The organism is Neorhizobium sp. AL 9.2.2, from assembly GCF_013317225.1.
In the GTDB taxonomy this organism is placed as follows: domain Bacteria; phylum Pseudomonadota; class Alphaproteobacteria; order Rhizobiales; family Rhizobiaceae; genus Neorhizobium; species Neorhizobium soli.
In genome coordinates, this window is record NZ_JAALXU010000003.1 from 321,950 (window position 1) to 339,843 (window position 17,894).

At 60.2% G+C, this 17,894-nt stretch carries 24 protein-coding genes; 9 read left to right on the plus strand and 15 right to left on the minus strand.

Annotation, left to right across the window (positions count from 1 at the left end):
* Window positions 1-2: 2 nt before the first annotated feature.
* The 3 genes from G6K99_RS08215 (at window position 3) to G6K99_RS08225 (ending at window position 2,754) form a co-directional block, all read left to right on the plus strand.
* Complete coding sequence (locus G6K99_RS08215) at window positions 3-374, plus strand: hypothetical protein (RefSeq protein WP_092659955.1); 372 nt, start codon at window positions 3-5, stop codon at window positions 372-374.
* Between the two features lie 204 nt (window positions 375-578).
* The gene (locus tag G6K99_RS08220; RefSeq protein ID WP_082476460.1) at window positions 579-1,535 is read left to right on the plus strand and encodes an SDR family oxidoreductase; all 957 of its coding nucleotides are present in this window, start codon (window positions 579-581) and stop codon (window positions 1,533-1,535) included.
* 55 nt (window positions 1,536-1,590) lie between these two features.
* Window positions 1,591-2,754, plus strand: coding sequence for a zinc-dependent alcohol dehydrogenase (locus G6K99_RS08225; RefSeq protein ID WP_062460610.1), 1,164 nt, complete (start codon window positions 1,591-1,593; stop codon window positions 2,752-2,754).
* 102 nt (window positions 2,755-2,856) lie between these two features.
* On the opposite strand, the gene G6K99_RS08230 is transcribed toward G6K99_RS08225, so the two are convergent.
* Window positions 2,857-3,234 carry a PH domain-containing protein gene (locus G6K99_RS08230; protein ID WP_174196258.1) on the minus strand — a complete coding sequence of 126 codons (378 nt, stop codon included), beginning with the start codon at window positions 3,232-3,234 and terminating at the stop codon, window positions 2,857-2,859.
* A gap of 31 nt (window positions 3,235-3,265) precedes the next feature.
* Window positions 3,266-3,709 carry a hypothetical protein gene (locus G6K99_RS08235; RefSeq protein WP_113165507.1) on the minus strand — a complete coding sequence of 148 codons (444 nt, stop codon included), beginning with the start codon at window positions 3,707-3,709 and terminating at the stop codon, window positions 3,266-3,268.
* Window positions 3,710-3,869: 160 nt separating this feature from the next.
* Here G6K99_RS08235 and msrA point away from each other — a divergent pair, with 160 nt between their 5' ends.
* Window positions 3,870-4,373 (plus strand): peptide-methionine (S)-S-oxide reductase MsrA, encoded by a 504-nt coding sequence (gene msrA / locus G6K99_RS08240; protein WP_174196259.1) that lies wholly within the window; start codon window positions 3,870-3,872, stop codon window positions 4,371-4,373.
* Window positions 4,374-4,468: 95 nt separating this feature from the next.
* Here the strand turns inward: msrA and G6K99_RS08245 are convergent, their stop codons facing one another.
* On the minus strand, window positions 4,469-4,903 hold the full coding sequence (locus G6K99_RS08245) for a pyridoxamine 5'-phosphate oxidase family protein (RefSeq protein WP_174196260.1): 435 nt from the start codon (window positions 4,901-4,903) through the stop codon (window positions 4,469-4,471).
* A 199-nt stretch (window positions 4,904-5,102) separates the two neighbouring features.
* Between G6K99_RS08245 and G6K99_RS08250 the strand changes: the two genes are divergently transcribed.
* A complete protein-coding gene (locus tag G6K99_RS08250; RefSeq protein ID WP_062460596.1) occupies window positions 5,103-5,612 on the plus strand; it encodes a sigma-70 family RNA polymerase sigma factor in 510 nt (169 codons plus the stop codon).
* Between the two features lie 21 nt (window positions 5,613-5,633).
* On the opposite strand, the gene G6K99_RS08255 is transcribed toward G6K99_RS08250, so the two are convergent.
* Genes G6K99_RS08255 through coxB form a run of 3 tightly spaced genes read right to left on the minus strand, consistent with a single transcriptional unit; the run spans window position 5,634 to window position 9,223 of the window.
* Window positions 5,634-5,978, minus strand: a complete 345-nt coding sequence (locus G6K99_RS08255) for a hypothetical protein (RefSeq protein ID WP_174196261.1) — start codon at window positions 5,976-5,978, stop codon at window positions 5,634-5,636.
* Window positions 5,979-8,486, minus strand: coding sequence for a cytochrome c oxidase subunit I (gene ctaD, locus G6K99_RS08260; protein WP_174196262.1), 2,508 nt, complete (start codon window positions 8,484-8,486; stop codon window positions 5,979-5,981).
* A complete protein-coding gene (coxB, locus tag G6K99_RS08265) occupies window positions 8,483-9,223 on the minus strand; it encodes a cytochrome c oxidase subunit II (protein ID WP_371816179.1) in 741 nt (246 codons plus the stop codon). Before coxB ends, ctaD begins: the two co-directional genes overlap by 4 nt.
* Here coxB and G6K99_RS08270 point away from each other — a divergent pair.
* Window positions 9,212-9,712, plus strand: a complete 501-nt coding sequence (locus G6K99_RS08270; protein ID WP_174196264.1) for a DUF2231 domain-containing protein — start codon at window positions 9,212-9,214, stop codon at window positions 9,710-9,712. The genes coxB and G6K99_RS08270 overlap by 12 nt on opposite strands.
* Here G6K99_RS08270 and G6K99_RS08275 read toward each other — a convergent pair.
* On the minus strand, window positions 9,690-10,193 hold the full coding sequence (locus tag G6K99_RS08275) for a CopD family protein (RefSeq protein WP_180215467.1): 504 nt from the start codon (window positions 10,191-10,193) through the stop codon (window positions 9,690-9,692). The genes G6K99_RS08270 and G6K99_RS08275 overlap by 23 nt on opposite strands.
* 131 nt (window positions 10,194-10,324) lie before the next feature.
* The gene (locus G6K99_RS08280) at window positions 10,325-10,960 is read right to left on the minus strand and encodes a hypothetical protein (protein ID WP_174196265.1); all 636 of its coding nucleotides are present in this window, start codon (window positions 10,958-10,960) and stop codon (window positions 10,325-10,327) included.
* Between the two features lie 334 nt (window positions 10,961-11,294).
* Here G6K99_RS08280 and G6K99_RS08285 point away from each other — a divergent pair, with 334 nt between their 5' ends.
* Together G6K99_RS08285 and G6K99_RS08290 are read left to right on the plus strand one after the other, a co-directional pair.
* A complete protein-coding gene (locus tag G6K99_RS08285; protein WP_174196266.1) occupies window positions 11,295-11,471 on the plus strand; it encodes a hypothetical protein in 177 nt (58 codons plus the stop codon).
* Window positions 11,472-11,735: 264 nt separating this feature from the next.
* Window positions 11,736-12,533: an alpha/beta hydrolase gene (locus tag G6K99_RS08290; RefSeq protein WP_244631413.1), complete on the plus strand. Its 798-nt coding sequence runs from the start codon at window positions 11,736-11,738 to the stop codon at window positions 12,531-12,533.
* Window positions 12,534-12,560: 27 nt separating this feature from the next.
* Here G6K99_RS08290 and G6K99_RS08295 read toward each other — a convergent pair whose 3' ends face one another.
* The gene (locus G6K99_RS08295; protein ID WP_062457783.1) at window positions 12,561-12,938 is read right to left on the minus strand and encodes a GFA family protein; all 378 of its coding nucleotides are present in this window, start codon (window positions 12,936-12,938) and stop codon (window positions 12,561-12,563) included.
* Between the two features lie 89 nt (window positions 12,939-13,027).
* Between G6K99_RS08295 and G6K99_RS08300 the strand changes: the two genes are divergently transcribed.
* Window positions 13,028-13,444 (plus strand): nuclear transport factor 2 family protein, encoded by a 417-nt coding sequence (locus G6K99_RS08300; RefSeq protein ID WP_174196267.1) that lies wholly within the window; start codon window positions 13,028-13,030, stop codon window positions 13,442-13,444.
* A gap of 50 nt (window positions 13,445-13,494) precedes the next feature.
* On the opposite strand, the gene G6K99_RS08305 is transcribed toward G6K99_RS08300, so the two are convergent.
* The 6 genes from G6K99_RS08305 to G6K99_RS08330 form a co-directional block, all read right to left on the minus strand.
* Window positions 13,495-14,586 (minus strand): sensor histidine kinase, encoded by a 1,092-nt coding sequence (locus tag G6K99_RS08305; RefSeq protein WP_244631414.1) that lies wholly within the window; start codon window positions 14,584-14,586, stop codon window positions 13,495-13,497.
* 41 nt (window positions 14,587-14,627) lie between these two features.
* Window positions 14,628-14,999, minus strand: a complete 372-nt coding sequence (locus G6K99_RS08310; protein ID WP_062455024.1) for a response regulator — start codon at window positions 14,997-14,999, stop codon at window positions 14,628-14,630.
* A complete protein-coding gene (locus G6K99_RS08315; RefSeq protein ID WP_174196268.1) occupies window positions 14,999-16,372 on the minus strand; it encodes a PAS domain-containing protein in 1,374 nt (457 codons plus the stop codon). Before G6K99_RS08315 ends, G6K99_RS08310 begins: the two co-directional genes overlap by 1 nt.
* Window positions 16,373-16,642: 270 nt before the next feature.
* Window positions 16,643-17,044, minus strand: coding sequence for a DUF2177 family protein (locus G6K99_RS08320; protein ID WP_092659988.1), 402 nt, complete (start codon window positions 17,042-17,044; stop codon window positions 16,643-16,645).
* 111 nt (window positions 17,045-17,155) lie between these two features.
* The gene (locus tag G6K99_RS08325; protein WP_174196269.1) at window positions 17,156-17,680 is read right to left on the minus strand and encodes a GXWXG domain-containing protein; all 525 of its coding nucleotides are present in this window, start codon (window positions 17,678-17,680) and stop codon (window positions 17,156-17,158) included.
* Between the two features lie 15 nt (window positions 17,681-17,695).
* On the minus strand, window positions 17,696-17,878 hold the full coding sequence (locus tag G6K99_RS08330) for a hypothetical protein (RefSeq protein ID WP_062582515.1): 183 nt from the start codon (window positions 17,876-17,878) through the stop codon (window positions 17,696-17,698).
* Between the last annotated feature and the right edge of the window lie 16 nt (window positions 17,879-17,894).

Here is a 17,894-nt window from a genome sequence, read left to right on the forward strand (position 1 = left end):
CCATGACCAATATCAAAGCACGCGGGTTCGAAAGCACCGCTCTTCTAAATGAACATCTCGACGAGTTGGACGACGTCGCCTATGGCGATCGCGGCGCATCGGCCGGGGCCATGTCCGGCAGCGAAGCCGAAATGGAGCGGCTGCGTCGGGAAGTCGTCTATCTGCGCAACCGGATTGCCGAGATCGAAGGCGAGGGCCAGACCCGGCGTGCATCGCCGTCCTCCCAGACCCCAGAAAATTCGTGGGTGAAGCTGATCGGAACCGCCACCGCAACCTTCGTTCTTGGTCGGCTTGCACAACGGTTGCGGCTTGGACCCGTGGGGACGGCTGCCGTTCCGCTGATCGCCGGACAGCTTCTCAGCCGTATCCGCTGAACCACTGACATATTGCACCGGCAGCAGAGCTGCGGCCGGTGCATTCTTTGCATGGATTACGCCTGGTCTGGTGGCTGAACGAAGCCTCCCGTGAAGATAGACAGGCGAATGTGGGAACACTCCCCGTCCACCTTAGTTCTTGGGTTATAATCCAGGAACATTATCGTGCCGACATTCCCATCGCTCATTCTTTCCCGCCGACACATGCTTGCGTCCACCACAGCGGCGCTCGCCGCTTCGGCGTTGCCGGCATTTTCTCAAGATACGACTGTAAAGGCATCCAGTATGGAAGACCCGACGACCAAGTACCCGCAGCCTCCGTTTCAGAAGCAGACCCAGCCATTTCCAGGACTGGCCGGCAAGATGACGCCGAAGCCGGATCACGGTGAGACGTCTTACAAGGGGTCTGGCCGGCTGGCTGGTCGCAAAGCTCTGATCACCGGCGGCGATTCCGGGATGGGCCGTGCGGCTGCCATTGCCTATGCCCGCGAGGGTGCCGATGTCGCGATCAACTATCTGCCCGATGAAGAGCCGGATGCCAAAGAAGTCATCGCCCTGATCGAAAAGGAAGGTCGCAAGGGCATCGCACTTCCCGGCGATCTGCGCGACGAGGCATTCTGCGTGAAGCTCGTCGAAGATGCCGCAAAGGCTCTGGGTGGTCTCGACATTTTGGTCAACAACGCGGGCCGTCAGCAGCAGGCCCAGTCGCTGTCGGATATCACCACCGAAGCCTTCGACGCGACGATGAAGACGAACATCTACGCGATGTTCTGGCTGACCAAGGCGGCGCTCAAGCATCTGCAGCCGGGATCGTCGATCATCCAGACGACGTCCGAACAGGCCTACGATCCGTCCGAGAACCTGGTCGACTATGCCATCACCAAGGCGGCCGGCATGAGCTTCACGAAGTCGATGGCCAAGCAGCTCGGCCCGAAAGGCATCCGCGTCAACGGCGTTGCGCCGGGCCCGGTCTGGACGCCGCTGCAGGTGTCGGGCGGTGCGACGATGGAAAAGCTGGTCGAGTTCGGTGGCGATACGCCGCTCGGCCGACCGGGTCAGCCTGCCGAGCTTGCGTCGATCTACGTCCAGCTTGCCGACAACGGCGCAAGCTTCTCGACGGGACAGATCTACGGTGCTGCCGGTGGCAGCGGGCAACCTTGAACATGAACATGCGCATGAACACCAACGCGAATGCAACACGACCGGAGGTTAGAACGTGAAAGCTCTTACATGGCACGGCAGCGGTGATATCCGCTGCGAAGAAGTAGACGATCCAATCATTCAGCATGACCGTGATGCGATCATCAAGGTCACGAGCTGCGCCATCTGCGGCTCGGATCTTCACCTTTATGGTGGTTTCGTTCCCGGCATGCACGCAGGCGACGTGATGGGCCATGAAACGATGGGTGAGGTGGTCGAAGTCGGCCGCGGAAACTCGAAGCTCAAGGTTGGCGACCGCGTGGTCGTGCCGTTCACGATTTCCTGCGGCGAGTGCCGTCAGTGCAAATGGGGTCAGTTCTCGCTTTGCGAACGATCCAACCCCAACGGCGCGATGCAGGCCAAGCAGATCGGTTATCCGACGGCCGGCCTGTTCGGCTTCTCGGAAATGTACGGCCAGATCCCGGGCGGCCAGGCCCAGTACCTGCGCATTCCCTATGCCGATGTCGGGCCGATCGTGGTGCCGGATGGATTGACCGATGAACAGGTCCTGTTCCTCTCCGACATCTTCCCGACAGGCTACATGGCGGCCGAAAACTGCGACATCAAGCAGGGCCAGACGGTTGCCGTGTTCGGTTGTGGTCCAGTCGGCCTGTTTGCGATCAAGTCGGCGTTCTTGCTCGGTGCAGAGCGCGTGATTGCGATCGACACCGTGCCGGAGCGCTTAGCGCTTGCTCAACAGTCCGGTGCCGAGACGCTTGACTATGCGGATGAGGATCTGCAGCAGCGCATTCTCGACATGACGAACGGTCTTGGGCCGGATGCGGTCATCGAGGCGGTGGGTCTTGAGAGCCATGGCGCCGGTGGCGTGATGGAAACGCTTCAGACCAAACTGTCGGCAACCGAGCGTCCTTACGCGCTCAACCAGGCCATCCTTGCCTGCCGGCCCGGTGGTACGGTCTCTCTTCCCGGCGTGTTTGTCGGTCCGGCCGTTCCGACGTCGCTGGGCGCCTTCATGGGCAAGGGCCTGACGCTCAAGACCGGTCAGACCCACGTTCAGCGTTATCTCGAGCCGCTGATGAAGCTGATCCAGGATGGCAAGATCGATCCGTCATTCCTGATCACGCACCGCATCGGACTTGAGGAAGGTCCGGAGGCCTACAAGACGTTCCGCGACAAGCAGGACGGCTGCGTCAAGGTCGTGATACGCCCGAACGGCTAATCAAATCGAATGGCCTGCGGCATCTGCCGCAGGCCATTCTCTTGTAAGTATGAAGAGGATGCGGCGAGGCACCGGGCATTCAGCCGTTTTGATACCTTGATTTTAACGGAAGATGCCGGTCGCGAGCGCGCGCTGTATGCCGCGCACATCGGTGCCCTTTTTCAGCGTTTTCGCAATCGGGCTGTCGCTACCCGATACCCAGATTTTCAGCTCCGAATCCAGATCGAACGTTCCCGCAGTCTCGACCGAAAACCGGGTGATCGACCGGTAGGGAATAGACATGTAGTCGACCTTACTTCCCGTCATGCCCTGGATGTCGACCATAATGATGCGATACTGGGTGAAGACGAAGAAATCGCGGATGAGTTTGAAGGCGAGTTGCGGCTGTTCTCCATCGATCAGCACGCCATCGAGGCGCTTGTTGAGGTCTGCCGGGTCGACTGTCGATCCATGGCCCAGAAATGCGTCAAAAAGGCCCATGATTGCAATCTCCCGGCAAAGGTTTTGGGTCTCAGTCCTGAAGCGGCTTGATCGTCTCGATCACACCACCGGCGTCGATGACGCCGCGAGAGAGATCGGTTCGGCCACGCGCAATTTCAATGACGGTGTAGAGCTTTTCATCCCGGAACGCGCTGGCGAAGTCGGTGCTGACGCCTTCGGCGGGCGCTGCGTCAACTTGCTGGAAGTCAACTTCCTGGCTGGTCGCGACAATCCTTGCATCGCCGGCAGTCCTTGCGGCAACCGTGACTGCGCCCTGCATGGGAGCATTCTGCCACCGCGGATCGTCGCTACGGGCGGTCGGTTCGAGCCTGTAGATGTTGAGCGTTTCGCCGGGCGTGGTCGTCACCGACGCGTCTCTGATCTGGGCCTGGCTTTCGACCGATTGCCCAACCCTTGTCTCGCTGATCGAGGTGTCCGAGAATTTGTCACCGTGGATGTCGTCGATATCAGACATTGCGTTTTCTCCTGCAAGGTTCCCGAACTGACGGCGGGTTGCACAGTTCCACTGCTCTGCTCGTTTACCGACAAGTGCTGCGATCAGTCGTTCGAGCCGTCTGGTTAAATGCGGAAGGCGACACCATATATTGGCGAGACGGACGAACAGGAGATACATCATGACAACCGAACGCGCGGTTTTAGCAGGCGGCTGCTTTTGGGGAATGCAGGATCTGATCCGCAAGCTTCCCGGTGTCCAATCCACACGCGTGGGATATACGGGCGGAAGTGTTGCAAACGCGACCTATCGCAATCACGAGGGCCACGCGGAGGCGATCGAGATCAATTTCGATCCGACCAAGACGACCTACCGCGACCTGCTGGAGTTCTTCTTCCAGATCCACGATCCAAGCACCCGCAATCGGCAGGGTAACGACGTCGGCTCGAGCTATCGCTCCGCGATCTTCTTCACCAGTGACGAACAGAAGAATGTTGCCGCTGACACGATCGCCGATGTGAATGCGTCCGGTATCTGGCCGGGCAAGGTCGTGACGGAAGTCGTGCCTGAGGCAGAATTCTGGGAGGCAGAGCCTGAGCATCAGGATTATCTGGTGCGAATCCCCAATGGCTATACCTGCCACTTCCCGCGGCCCAACTGGCGGCTGCCGAAGCGTGCAGCGTAACGGGTCGCCCGATAACATTATCCCGAAACGCACTTGGGCCCGGTGGAAACACCGGGCCCAAGTCGGAATGCCATCCCACGTAAGGACAGATCAGCTTACAGCGAGATCTGGCCTTCGTCGCTGCCGTCCCAATAGCGGATCGTCTTAGCCGTCACGCGGATCATCACGACACCGGGAGTGTCGATCCCTTCCGGGAAATACCGGTTGAGGTCCTTGGTCCAGTGATCCTTGAATGTCGCTTTGTCGGTGATGAGCGTTGCCGAGCCTTCAACGCCGACAAAGAGCGGCGAACCACCCAGCATGCCGACTGCGCCCGTATAGGTAAGGCCGACTGCGCTGTCGGCGCGGATTTCCGCAATCTTTCTCGACTGCTCGTAGGCGAAGAAATAGCTGTCGCCGTCGTACTCGACGTCGCCGTTGTTGCTCATCGGCCGCGAAGTGAGATTGCCTGATGATGTCGTGGTGGTCAGCATGGCAAAGTCCAGCTTTGCCATCTTCTTCGACAGGTCGTGCAGCGTAAGTTCGGACATGGTTGCTCCAGGTGTTGCTCGAATGGAGTAGGAACTGGCGGTTCTCTCGTTGGTTCCGGTGCGCCAGTCTCGGGCGCCATAGACCGGCATCCGGTCACCTACCTACGTACGTTAACGTACCCTTCCCGGATTGGGCGTCATCGAACGGAACGATGAGCGCAACTGCGACTTGAGTTACCTCTAGTAGGAGGAGACGAGAATGGATGCCGATCTCAGATTGCACCACGAAGTCGTAGCACTTATTCCAGCGCTGAGGCGCTTTGCGATGCGCTTCCATCGAAACGCGACCGATGCTGACGACCTTGTCCAGGAAACCTTGCTCCGGGGCCTCGCGGCGCTGCCTTCGTTCGCCACCGGGACCAACCTCAAATCATGGTTGTTCACCATCATGCGCAACACCCATCATACCGCCTTTCAGCGGGCAAAGCGCATGAGCATCGGAACCGAAAATCTCGAGCACCTCATGCCTGCAGCGTCTTCGCCCCAGGAATGGGCAATCCGCAAGAGCGAGTTCGACCGGGCACTGATGGCGATGCCGGAGACGTACCGGGATGCCTACAAGCTGGTGATCGAGGACGGCCAGTCCTATGACGTTGCAGCTGATAAATGCAATGTCGCCGTCGGTACGGTGAAGAGCCGGATCAGCCGCGCAAGGCATTTCCTCGCCGCCCAGATGGGCGAGACTGTTTCCACCGTGGCATCGATCTGAATGCCAGATGACCGGATAGCGTCAGGCTGAACACAGTGTCAGCCAGACGACGCCGGTGAAGCAGAAGGCGGTCGAGAACAGGGCTGCGATCGACACGTAGATCGCAACGCCGTTGATGAAGCTGGACGTCTCGGAAACCGGTGCCTTCAGGCGTGATCTTAGCTGGCGCAGCAGGATGACGACAACCGCCGCAACGCTGGCGATCATCATCGTTATCAACAGCAGCCGGAGCGGCGATGTCCAGGCTCCAAGGTTGCCACTCTGCCAGTCCAGGCTGCAGCCGGTCGCCTGAACCGCGTAGATCGTCAGGAATGCACCACTCCAGACCACGAACGCCGAGATAGCAAGCAGAAGCGGGTGGCGCATCTAGAGGCCTCCCTCGCCGATCAGGCTTTGCAGCGCCAGATAGAATGCCGCGGCACTGATGCCTGCTGCTGCCGTATAGTCATGCCAGAGCCTGCCAATCCTGAGATCGATGGAGAGAATAGCCTTCCTGTTTCCAAGGCTCGTCCACAGAGCGTGGGCTGCAAACACGGCGCCGATCGTCCCGTGCAGGGCGGCATAGATGAAGATCACGAACACGGAGGCGATCGCGGCGTGGCCTGACGGGGCGGGAAGGACCAGCAACGCGATGGCGAGGAACAGCCCGGTCGAAATCAGGTGTCCGAGCAGCGCCAGCGCGCTGCCCACCGTCACTGCCCCGTTGCGACGTGCGGCCAGACGACCTCCGACACAGCTCATGATCACCCCGCCGACCGCGAGCGCCAACAGCTTCACGTCGACGACAAAGCCGGCCGGCGGCCAGTTGGGGGCGGAAACCCACAGGAAAAGGCAGCCGAACAACAGGGATATGTAGAGCGTCGCATCAGCGACAAGCGTGAGAACCATCGCCAGATAGGATGGCGGTGTGCTCGCATGGAGGTGAACCGGCACGCTCAGGCCGTGGCCGATCGGAACGAGATCGTTTTCCACGGGCAGCGGATCGCGGCGTGTCCAGAGCCAGAAACATACGATGACGGCAATGAGCGCGACCGGTATTGCCCAATAGAGCTTGAAGAGCATCACCAGGAAGAACGCGCCCGTGGCGATTGCAGTCCAGAGCGGCAGGTATGTCTGGCGCGGCAGCATCACCACCTGGTCCGGCTCTCCCGTTACCGGATCCACGCCCAGCACTTCCATGCGATCATTGCGCGGCATGCCGAGGTAGCCGCGGCCAGACGCAAGGTAGGGGCCGAGCGTATCGGGATCGAGCAGGTCCGCGCGTTTGTTCACCCTCGGAATGGAAGCGAAGTTGTAGGACGGAGGGGGTGTCGGCATCGCCCATTCCAGCGTCCCGGCCTTCCACGGATTTCGTCTGAACGGCCGACCGAACTTGAACAGAAGGATGAAGTCGAGCGCCACCAGCGCAAACCCCATCGCCATGATGAAGCTTCCCATCGACGAGATGAAATTCAGGGTCTCCCATCCGAACTCGGTCGGATATTCAAAGACACGCCGCGGCATGCCGAGCAGACCGGTCAGATGCATGAAGAAGAAGGTGACGTTAAAGCCGATGAAGATCATCCAGAACGCCGCATTCGACAGGTGTTGAACGGGCTGTTTTCCGGTCAGATGCGGCAGCCAGTAATAGGCCATGGCCAGCATCGGGAAGATAAAGCCGCCGACGAGAACGTAATGCAGGTGGGCAACCACGAAATGGGTGTCGTGGGCCTGCCAGTCGAACGGCACCATGGCCAGCATAACCCCCGTCAGGCCCCCGATGACAAAGACGAAGAAGAACCCGAAAATATGCAGCATCGGAATGGAAAAGCGCGGGCGTCCATGCGCCATGGTGGCGAGCCAGGCGAAGATCTGGATCGCCGTCGGCACGGCGACCAGCGCACTCGCCGCCGAGAAAAAGGAGAGCGCTACATGCGGTATGCCGACCGTATACATGTGATGCACCCAGAGGCCGAAGGACAGAAACGCCATCGAGACGATGGCCGCGACAATCACCCGGTAACCCGCGAGCGGCGTGCCCGAGAGCACGGGGAGAATGGTCGAGATCGCGCCGGCTGCGGGAAGAAAGATGATGTAGACTTCCGGGTGACCGAACAGCCAGAACAGATGCTGCCACAAAAGCGGATCGCCGCCGCGTGTGGGGTCGAAGAACGGCAGGTCGAAGGCGCGCTCCACCTCGAGCAGGATCGATCCGAGGATCAGCGGCGGAAATCCGACCAGCATCATGGTTGCGACCACGAGCATGTACCAGGCGAAGATCGGCATCCGGTCAAGCGACATGCCGGCGGCGCGGATCTTCACGATCGTCACGATGATCTCGACGGCAGCGGAGAGGGCAGAGATCTCCACGAAGGTGATGCCGAGCAGCCAGACGTCGGAATTGATTCCGGGAGAATAGACCGATGAAGATAGCGGCGTGTACATGAACCAGCCGCCGGAGGGCGCAACGCCGCCGATCAGCGCGCCGATCAGGATCATGCCGCCGAACAGGTAGCACCAGTAGCCGTAGGCCCCGAGACGGGGAAAGGCGAGGTCGCGGGTGCCGAGCAGTTTCGGCAAGAGGTAGATCGCCATGCCCTCGAAGAAGGGGATCGCGAACAGGAACATCATGATGGTGCCATGCATCGTGAACACCTGACCGTAGGTCTCGGCGTCCATGAACACGCTGTTGGCGGAGGCAAGCTGGGTGCGGATCAACATTGCCAGGATGCCGCCGATCGCAAAGAACACGAGAGCGGTCAGCATGAAACGGACGCCAACCACATTGTGGTTGACGGCAGCGAGACGACCCCAGCCGGGCTTTCCAGCCCATAAGCGGTCCAGCGCGCGATGCAGCTCGATCGGATTGTGGCCGGGTGACGTGGGTTCGTTCATCGGGTGACTTCCCCAATGATTGCCTTTTCGAAATCGTCAGCCGTGTGCGCCTGTACCTCGAAGCGCATGCCGGCATGTCCGGTGCCGCAATATTCCGAGCAGACGCCGCCATATCGTCCGGGTTGGTCGGCGCGGATGCGCAGCCGGTTGGCATGGCCGGGAACGGCATCAATCTTGCCCCCAAGGCGGGGAACCCAGAAACTGTGAATGACGTCCTCGCTTTCGGCGATGATTTCGATGGTTCTGCCCGCCGGGATATGCAGGAGGTCGGTTGCGGTCCGGCTGCCCGGCAGGGACGGGTAGGAGAACTGCCATTGCCACATGCTGCCGAAAGCCCTGACCTCCAGCACGTCCTCGGTCTTGTCGCTGCCGCCATTCAACAGAAATTCGCCTTGAGAAAACGCATAGAAGGTCAGTGCGGTGAGGACGGGCAGCGGAAGAACGAGGCCGCCCCATACAATCCAGCCGCTCTGGGAGAGGCCGCGTCCAAAGCGCGGGTGAAACAGGGTGGCGGCAAAGAGCCCGACGACGAGTGTAAAGAGGACGACAGACCCCCACAGCATCACCCACCACAGCTGGGCAATCGAACCCGCGGATGGTCCGGCGGGGTCGAGCGCCGAGAGGTCGCCGGTGCAACTGCTGAGCGCTGCAGAAACAGCAGCCAGCGCGAGGACGCGGAACCAAGTGCGGACCTGATGGATTTGCCCTGCGAACGGAGGGACGTAATGAAAGACGATACAGAAACGACGAACCCGGTCGTGGCCGATGTCAGGGACAAGGATGCCAGCTCGGCAATTGCCGTCGCCGGGCACCCGCTGCATGCGATGAGCGTGCACTTCCCGATCGCCCTTGCCTTCATAACGCTTGCGGTCGATGCGCTGTTCTGGTGGTCCGCCGATCCGTTCTGGCTGCGGGCCGGTCTCTGGAGTTCCGGTGGCGTCTTCTTCTTCGGTCTCGCAGCCGGTGCTGTCGGCACGATCGAGCTTTTGTCGGTGCCGGGCATTCGCGGCCGCGTCGCCAGCTGGGCACATGCGATCGCCGCGGTGACGCTGATCGCCTGCGCCGGCCTCAACTGGGGTCTGCGGGTCACTGACGCCGGCGACGTGTTGCCGCATGGAATCCTGGTGTCGCTGCTCACCTGCATCATGACGGGCATGGCTGGATGGCATGGCGGCAAGCTGATTTTCGATCATGGTGTCGGCCTCATGGTATCGGCCAAGGACTGATTCGCTCGGCAAGCGTGCGCAGGCCGCCCGGGCGCATGAATTCGCCGGGCAATTCCAGTCCGATAAACGGTTTGGCGAGTGCGACGAAAACGATTGCTCCGACGACCGCGGTGGTGACGATGGTTGCCGCAACAAAGCGCCAGACGGGATACGTCTCCCCCTCCTTGAAAAGCCGGATGATGATCAGGCCGGTCAGGACATGCAAGATGGCAAGCAGGCCAACGAACAGCAGCTTGATCGAAAACCAGCCAGCAAACGTCTGCTGTCCAAAAATCAGAGCCGTGCCGCTGGCCACCGCCACGAAAGCCGCGGGCGAAATGATCGCCACATAGGCGTAGCGTACGATCATCTGAAGACGGTAAAGCGCATCCTTATCCTTCACATGGGCACGTTGCACGTAAAGGCCCGGCAGGCTGATCAACCCGGCTGCCCAGATGGCAATCGTGGTGATGTGAACGAATTTCAGGAATGCGATGATCAATACCGGCCCAATGCATGACGGATGTGGTGCAAGCGTGCGTAAATGGAGCCGTGTACCCGTCTTTCCAGGACACGAATCTGTGAGGACCTCGTAGCGGCCGTCCGTGCGCGGGGAGATCGAAGGCTGTGGGACTATCCGAGCAACCCGTCGCGCCCGAATTCTTCCCAGCCCGACAGGCCCGCGCCCTCGTTGTCATCAGCCGTTTTTCCAGCCGTCGATTGGCGTTTGGCGGCGGTCTTCAGCGAGCGGGTCAGCTTCGTCTTGAGCGCGGCCCGCCGTCTGTTTTCCGCCGCCATCGCCTTGTCGTCCTCCCGCCACTCGTCGACGGTGCCACCGTCGAGCAGCTCTTCGACGAGGCGGGGATCGAAGACATGGAAGGTGATCTTCTTCGCGCGTCCCGCCAGCCGCACGGTGCGAGTTCCGGCGCTCGGCAAGCGGCCATCGGTGAGCCAACGAAGTCGCTCGGTCGGGGAGATCGTCAGGATATCCTGGATTTCGCGCGGTATCACGGCGAGGCTTTCGATGCCGACGAGCGCTTGGCTGACAACGCCCGACACAAAACGAAATTCGGTCTTCGACGTCTCGGGCATGGCAAGCACGAGGCTGCCTCCATCGAGATCCAGCAACTTGCGTGACGCCATCGGCAGGCGCGCGCGGATCTCCAGCAGGATCCCCTTGGCGCGGACCGCCGAACCGAGCGTTGCCTTGGGAGGCAGGGGCCACTGTTTAAACAGTTCCGGCCCCTCAGTCGTCTTTTGTTTTGGCATCAAGGATAAATGGTCCGCGGGGTCACTAGCGTCAATGCCGTTGTTGGCTGAGACTTGGCCGATGCTGTGCGTTGTACGAAACACAGACGAAACGCTCTCATTTGGCTGTGTCGGCAAAGACTGTGCCTCCAACTTTTTAGGAACACATTCTCATGACATGGTCTCTGCATCGGCATTGCTGATGAGCGTCGGGCTATTCGATGTTCGCAACTGCCGCTTTCGCTTCCTACCTTTGACCACGGATGTACTGGCACCGGTGAATGAAGCGACGATGAGGAAGGTCGGTGCAATTTTGCCCGGCCTTTTTTCATTCTAAACATACCGAAAGACAATCATGAAAAAGACCGATGCGGCGCTGCTTCTCAAGAAGGCTGAGCGACAGATTGCAAATACCAGCGGCGGTGGTCATCTCGGTGGCACAAATCACGGCCAAGGCTATGATGCCAAGACGACCGGCGCGCACAGCCAAGGCCGCAAGGCGTCGCCCCGCGGCGGCCCTGCCAAGAAGTAAGCGAGCTACCAAACCATTGATCAGACCCGTCGTTCACCACGGCGGGTTTTGTCGTTTTAGGGGTTGGGTATTCTCCCCCTCTATCGCTTCCCGTCTTGTTTTGACGCCACCTCAGGCGATGCGGGACGCGGTTCGCACCGGCTCTGGCCGAACCGCCGCCGGACTGCACACGAAAGTGTAATCGCCGAGGGGCAATCGTTGCCGCGGGTTTCCGGAACGATTTGGGATGGCTGTGGTTTCGGGGGGGATCAATCAGGAATACCCATGCCGCGCCTGAACTTCGCCGTCCCGTTCACATCTGCTTCCATCTTCTTGATGACGCTTCTGTCCAGCCCGGCTCATGCCGTGGATGCCTCGGGAACGCGCGCTGACCTGCGCGCGCCAAAACCGGTTGCAGGGCCGATCGAGGCGGGCGTCCCTCTTGTCGATCAGGCGAAAGGAGAAGTTGCCATCAAAACCTCTCAAACGAAACCGCGTCGTCTGGTGATTTTCCTGCACGGCATCAGAGGCTCCGGTTCGGTCATGGCGGCCATCGGCAATTCCTGGCAGTCAATCCTGATGGACACACGGTTCGTCGCGCCGGATGCGCCGTTTGCGCATCGATCCGGCGGTCGTCAGTGGTTTGCGGTCGACGATCAGGTGCTGCGGCCGGATCGTATCGAAGGTGCCAGAAAGGCTTTCGACAAGCTGATGGCCGGCATCGTCGAACGCGAAGGTTTCAAAAGTGATCTGGAAAGTGTCGCCTTTGTCGGCGTGTCTCAGGGTGCAATCATGGCGCTGGATGCCGTGTCCTCCGGGCGCTGGAAGGTCGGCGCAGTCGTCAGTATTGCCGGCCTGTTGCCGCTGCCGCCCAAGGCCTCGGCCTCGAAGATACCGGTTCTTCTGATGCATGGCGAGGCGGATCAGACGATCCCGTCCGTGGCATCCGTTGCCGCCGCCGGCCAGCTGCGGGGCGCGGGTTACGACGTTACTTTGAAACTCTATCCCCAGGTCGGGCACACGATCTCGTCCGAAGAGGCGAGGCAAGCCGTGCTTTTTCTGCGCGACCGGTTTGATCGCTAGCAACAAGCGCGGGGCACCGCCCGGGAGCTAAGGTCGGTCCTCGTCAAACTGCTCCGCGTCCGGCAGCGCGGCAAGCCATGGCTCCCGTCGTTTGATCCAGAGTTCGTAGGTCGGCACTATACCCGAAGGCGCGTCGCGCAGGCTTCCGAGCTTGACCTCGGCTTCGTGCTCGTCGCAGGCGAAAAGCCTTGAACCGCACGACGGACAGAAGCGCCGTCCCCCTTGTTCGGCCGTCGTTCCTTCACTCAAGAAAGCATGAGCAGGCCAGATGCCGAAATAGGTGAAAGCCGATCCGCTCTCCTGACGGCAGTCGGTACAGTGACAGAGCCCAACCCGCGTGGGTTCGCCCGCCACACTGAATGTCACCTTGCCGCAGAGGCAACCACCCATTCGCACGACCGTCATGACGACCTCCTCCGGAATGCGCTTCGTCTTTGTCCGGAACATCATCGTCCGGTGCTGGTTCCAATTGCAAGATCCAAGAAGGAACCGATATGACCCAACTGGCCGACAATTTCATCGCTGCCCTTCATCGTCTGGAAAAGTCCAGCGACGTCGATACTATCGCCCGCCTGTTCCGCGACGATGCTGTCCTGTCCAACCCGTTGTCGATCCATGATTCAGCCGAGTCGGGAGCCGCACAGACGTTCTGGACGGCCTATCGCGCCGCGTTTTCAACGATCGAGTCCGAATTCATCAACGTCGTCGAAACCGATGGCGTCGCGATACTCGAATGGCGCAGTGACGCGGTTGTCGAGGGGCAGTCCGTGGCCTATTCAGGCGTCAGCGTTCTCGAAAGCGATGGCGAAAAGATCAAGTCGTTCCGGGCCTATTTCGATCCTCGCGAGCTTGTCGCCAAAGTCGATACCCGTGCGGTGGATGCAACGCCGAGCGACGTTGAGCCCGCCTGACTTTATGTCGAGATCGTCATCGCGGCCAAATCCCGTCTGCCGAAGCCTCGTCAGACCAGGGCGGCAGCGTTCTCCCGGGCGCTGTTCAGGCGCCCGGTCTGGATCTTGCCATGAAGCTCGAACCGCACGCCGTCGAAGTTGTAGAGGGTCTTGCCTTCGCCTTCAAAATACGCGGGCACGATCTTGTTGGTCAGCCGTGATCCAAATCCCGTCCTGGCCGGAGCCATTACGGGTGGGCCCCCGGTTTCCTGCCAGACCAAATGGAACGTCCCATCCGCAGTCACTTCCCACGAAATTCCGATCCGCCCAGTCTCTGTGGATAAGGCGCCGTATTTCACGGCGTTTGTCGCAAGTTCGTAGACCGCGAGCGAGAGTCCGATCGCCTGCTGCGATGCCACGTAGAGGTCCGGCCCGGAGATCACCGCACGATCGGGTCGATCGAGATGCGCTGCGAGGGCTGCCTCGACAATTCCCCGGACGGGGGTGTTGTCGGCAGAATCGTGCAGAAGTTCCTGCGCGCTCCCAAGCGCGGCGATCCGGTCCGAGACGGTGGCCCTTGCCTGGTCGAGGCTGCTTGCCTGACGCAGCGTCGAGGAAACGACCGCGGCTGTTACCGCAAGCGTATTCTTGACGCGGTGTACCAGCTCGCGCTGCAATGCGCGCTGGTTCCTGCGGGCGAGCACTCCCGGCGTTGCGTCGAGGGCGATGTTGATCATGCCCTTGATCTCGCCCTTCTCGTAGAGCGGGCTGTAGGAAAAGGTCCAGAAGGTCTCTTCGTCGTATCCGTTGCGCCGCATCGTCAGAGGAAGTTCCTCGGCCCAGGTTCCATCTCCCGACAGCGCCTGGTTGACGAAAGGCTCGATATCCGGCCAGATTTCCGACCAGACCTGTTTGGCAGGCTGACCGAGGGCGCCGGCTTCCTTTGCGCCCAGAAGCGGTGCGTAGGCATCGTTATAGAGGATGTTGAGTTGCTCCCCCCAGAACACGCAGATCGCATGCTTTTGGCCCAGCATCATTTCGATGACAGAGGTCAGCGCTTCGGACCATGACGAAATCGGTCCCAGCGATGTTGGCGACCAGTCGTATTCAGCCGTCAGCCTCGCCATCCGGCCGTTGCCAATATTGGACAGAGGTCTTGTCATCTCGTGGTTCTTTCGCGGTGGGCGATCTCGATGTACCTCATTCAGATCGTTGAAGATAATCCCAATTCGAAGAGCGCGACGCTGAGCTGGCGTTCCGAGATCGGTTTCGACAGGAAGCGTGCTCCCTGCGGCAAACTACCCTGATCGGGCGAGAAACGTCCAGAGATGACGATGATTCTGCATTCCGGCCACCGCGAAGCCGTCAGGTTTGCGAGTTTGATGCCGTTCATCGATCCCGGCATGTCGATATCCGTCAGCATCGCCTTGACCGGAATGCCGGCCTCCAGAAGCGCAAGCGCCTGATCGGCATTGGCGGCTTCGACCACATCGAAGCCGCTGTCGCTGAGGACGTCCGCCAGATCCATGCGGATCAGACCGTCGTCTTCGACCACGAGGATGGGATGATGTTTCATCAATGTTCCTGCTGGAAACCCTGGAGGTCTGCGTCAATCCGGAAGGTGAGACCTGAAGGCTGGAATGTGAAGGCGACGGTACTGTCTGCGGTCCCGTTAAGCCCGGCATTGATCAGACGCAAACCGGAACCGGGGCTTTCGGGTTGTTGCACCGGCGGCCCGCCTGTCTCGGTCCAGATAAGTTCGAAGCGATCCGATTTCGGGCCGGCGATCTTCCACTGGATATTGACCCGCCCGTCCGGAAGCGAAAGGGCTCCGTATTTGACTGCATTCGTCGCCAGTTCGTGCAGGATCAACGAGAGAGAGAGGGAAGGGCGCGAGCCGACCTTGATATTCGTGCCTGTAACGGTGATGCGGGGATTTGCAGGGTCGTCGTGAAGGGACGTCATCTTGTCGACGAGCTGCGTGACAGTAGAGGCGCCCATACCGCCCAGCAGAATGGTATCGTGGGCGGCGCTGAGGACGGCGATCCGGTCCGAAAGGCGGACGCGGGCGCTGGCGAGGTCTGTCGAATTTCTAAGCGTCTGCGATGCGATCGCCTGCACCATTGCAAGCTGGTTTTTCAGGCGGTGCCCCAGTTCATGCGACAGCTGTGCCTGTTTTTCCTCCTCCGCTCGAAGCTCCGTGACATCGATTGCCTGAACGAGAATGCCGATGACCTTGCCGTCGTCCTCCACCATGGGCTGATAGGCGAGATCGATGACCCGGTCCTGCTTTTCGCCGGCGGTTCCTCTGTTCAATTCGATCCGAAGGTTTTTCGCAACGAAGGGTTCGCCCGTCTGGTAAACTCTGTCGAGGATGTCGATGTAACCCTGGCGGACCACTTCCGACACGGCCTCGGCGACCGTCTTTCCGATGATGTCGCGGCCGCTGCCGATCATCGAATAGTAGACTTCGTTGGCATATTCGAAGACGTGATTGGGTCCGGTCAGCATGGCGATACCGCCGGGGCTGAGCTCGAAGACCTGCTCGAAGCGCTCCCGCAGGGTCCGTTCGGCGTTTCGTGCCGCCACGGTCGATGTCTGCTCGGTGCAGGCGCAGAACATTCCCAGCACCGTTCCCCAGGGGTCTCGGACCGGCGTGTAGGAAAAGGCGAAATGCGTTTCTTCGGGAACGCCGTTGCGATGCATGACGAACTCGATATCGTCCATCGACGTACCTTGTCCGGCATAGGCTGCAGAAATGATCGGCTCCACCTGATCCCAGATGTCGTGCCACAGTTCGCCGAAGGGTTTTCCAAATGCGGCCGGGTGCCGCTTGCCGCACATTTCGGCGTAGCCGTCGTTGTAGAGCGTGGTCTGTGAAGGGCCCCACACGATCAGCATCGGTTGCAGCGACCCGAGCATGACGTTCACCAGAGTCCGCAACTCCACGGCCCAGCGATCCTTCGGGCCGATATCTGAGGATTCCCAGTCATATACGTCGAATAGATTTCGACACTCTGGATTGGTTTCCAGCGTCAATTCCTTACCGTCCTTCATCAGCGCGCGCACAGGAACGCGGTTACCGGTCGTTTGTTCCAGGTGCTAGAAGAGTCTTCTACGGCCGCTCATAAATCATAACTTTCCCCTGCTTCCAATGGCTGGGAAGCAGGGAGCAACGACGGAGCTGCTTCGTACGGGGGCGGACTGAGCGGATCAAGCTCAGCTCATGGAGCGGGCTGCGATGTAACCGCAGGCGCTGGCGATGCCCGTCAGGACTGTTCCCCAGATCATGTCGATGACGACAAGCGAGGCCGGCCAGTTTTTCAGCGTCGAGAGATTGGTGATGTCATAGGTGCCGTAGGCGGCCAGACCGAGCAATGCGCCACATCCGATCGCAACCCACAAGGACCCTCCATCGAGACCTGGTTTTACCGCCAGGATGACGATCGCAACCGCGAAGAAGAGGTAGAAGATCGCAGCGATCCCGAGATTGGGAGAGGGAAGCATGAGGTCGCCGAGTTTTTCCCGGTACATCTTGCCGGCAACAAGGCCGAGCCACACAGCGTCGATTGCGAGAAAGGAAACGAGAGTAGCCACATAGGCAATGGCGAGAGATTTCATGAGGCGTTCCACATCAGGGTTGAAGTGCAGAGATAACCCTGTGTTGTTCACCTTGTTCCGCCCGACCAATGTGGTTGTGATCGCAGGCGGCGAGGACCGTTTGCGCAGCGGTCAATCGGCGACTTTCTCGAGACGGAAATAATACCGGCGTGGGTCGCCTTCGACGATCATCTTGCCCGCGATCTCTGTATCGGAGATCCGCCGGAACATGTCGGTAATCGGTTGCTGGTCGTAGACCATCGCGGCAGTCAACACGTCGCGATCCATCCTGTTTTCCAGGGATGCGGTGGTGGATTTTGCGCGCACGCGCGGGCGTATGTGGGAAAAGAGGTTCACCGCGCTCGAGGTGCGGCCGAACCTTGCAAGCCGGATCGCCCACCGGATGGGAAACACTTTCGGGTCGACTGCAACCAGCCTGCCCGGTGCGCCCTCAAACAGCAGCGCATCAGCCCGCCCGTCCGGATGGAAGCGCTTTCCGAACCAGCGCAGGTTTTCAAGGACGCCATCGAGCGGATGGCCGGACGGGTGGCCGCGGCCTCTCCACAGGCCGACCATGTCCTGAGGCCTGACCGGCTCAAGGGACGCGAACCACTCGGCGCTTTCATCCTGCAATGCCTGCGCTGGGCTTTTTGTCATTATGTTCGCGGGTCCTCAGCCGCCGCCCGGCGAAACGCTCTCGTCATCCGTATCCGGCAACGAGCCCGTACCAGGCGTCTTGCTCTCATCCATCAATTCAGGCTTGGCGTGCGGACCGGCGGCAGGGCTATCCGATGTCGCCGGCGCTTTCTTGCCCGTTTCTTCGACGGCTTCCTGAGCGTTCTTGTTATCGTCCATGATGTCTCCCATTCGG

What these genes read in the sequence shown, in the direction of transcription:
- G6K99_RS08285 (WP_174196266.1), top strand. Translation starts at nt 11,295, where the DNA reads ATGAAAAAGACCGATGCGGCGCTGCTTCTCAAGAAGGCTGAGCGACAG.
- G6K99_RS08270 (WP_174196264.1), top strand. Translation starts at nt 9,212, where the DNA reads ATGAAAGACGATACAGAAACGACGAACCCGGTCGTGGCCGATGTCAGG.
- G6K99_RS08215 (WP_092659955.1), top strand. Translation starts at nt 3, where the DNA reads ATGACCAATATCAAAGCACGCGGGTTCGAAAGCACCGCTCTTCTAAAT.
- G6K99_RS08280 (WP_174196265.1), bottom strand. Translation starts at nt 10,960, where the DNA reads ATGCCAAAACAAAAGACGACTGAGGGGCCGGAACTGTTTAAACAGTGG.
- G6K99_RS08330 (WP_062582515.1), bottom strand. Translation starts at nt 17,878, where the DNA reads ATGGACGATAACAAGAACGCTCAGGAAGCCGTCGAAGAAACGGGCAAG.
- G6K99_RS08220 (WP_082476460.1), top strand. Translation starts at nt 579, where the DNA reads ATGCTTGCGTCCACCACAGCGGCGCTCGCCGCTTCGGCGTTGCCGGCA.
- G6K99_RS08230 (WP_174196258.1), bottom strand. Translation starts at nt 3,234, where the DNA reads ATGGGCCTTTTTGACGCATTTCTGGGCCATGGATCGACAGTCGACCCG.
- G6K99_RS08295 (WP_062457783.1), bottom strand. Translation starts at nt 12,938, where the DNA reads ATGACGGTCGTGCGAATGGGTGGTTGCCTCTGCGGCAAGGTGACATTC.
- ctaD (WP_174196262.1), bottom strand. Translation starts at nt 8,486, where the DNA reads ATGAACGAACCCACGTCACCCGGCCACAATCCGATCGAGCTGCATCGC.
- G6K99_RS08320 (WP_092659988.1), bottom strand. Translation starts at nt 17,044, where the DNA reads ATGAAATCTCTCGCCATTGCCTATGTGGCTACTCTCGTTTCCTTTCTC.
- G6K99_RS08305 (WP_244631414.1), bottom strand. Translation starts at nt 14,586, where the DNA reads ATGACAAGACCTCTGTCCAATATTGGCAACGGCCGGATGGCGAGGCTG.
- G6K99_RS08245 (WP_174196260.1), bottom strand. Translation starts at nt 4,903, where the DNA reads ATGTCCGAACTTACGCTGCACGACCTGTCGAAGAAGATGGCAAAGCTG.
- G6K99_RS08325 (WP_174196269.1), bottom strand. Translation starts at nt 17,680, where the DNA reads ATGACAAAAAGCCCAGCGCAGGCATTGCAGGATGAAAGCGCCGAGTGG.
- G6K99_RS08300 (WP_174196267.1), top strand. Translation starts at nt 13,028, where the DNA reads ATGACCCAACTGGCCGACAATTTCATCGCTGCCCTTCATCGTCTGGAA.
- G6K99_RS08255 (WP_174196261.1), bottom strand. Translation starts at nt 5,978, where the DNA reads ATGCGCCACCCGCTTCTGCTTGCTATCTCGGCGTTCGTGGTCTGGAGT.
- G6K99_RS08250 (WP_062460596.1), top strand. Translation starts at nt 5,103, where the DNA reads ATGGATGCCGATCTCAGATTGCACCACGAAGTCGTAGCACTTATTCCA.
- G6K99_RS08310 (WP_062455024.1), bottom strand. Translation starts at nt 14,999, where the DNA reads ATGAAACATCATCCCATCCTCGTGGTCGAAGACGACGGTCTGATCCGC.
- G6K99_RS08235 (WP_113165507.1), bottom strand. Translation starts at nt 3,709, where the DNA reads ATGTCTGATATCGACGACATCCACGGTGACAAATTCTCGGACACCTCG.
- G6K99_RS08290 (WP_244631413.1), top strand. Translation starts at nt 11,736, where the DNA reads ATGCCGCGCCTGAACTTCGCCGTCCCGTTCACATCTGCTTCCATCTTC.
- msrA (WP_174196259.1), top strand. Translation starts at nt 3,870, where the DNA reads ATGACAACCGAACGCGCGGTTTTAGCAGGCGGCTGCTTTTGGGGAATG.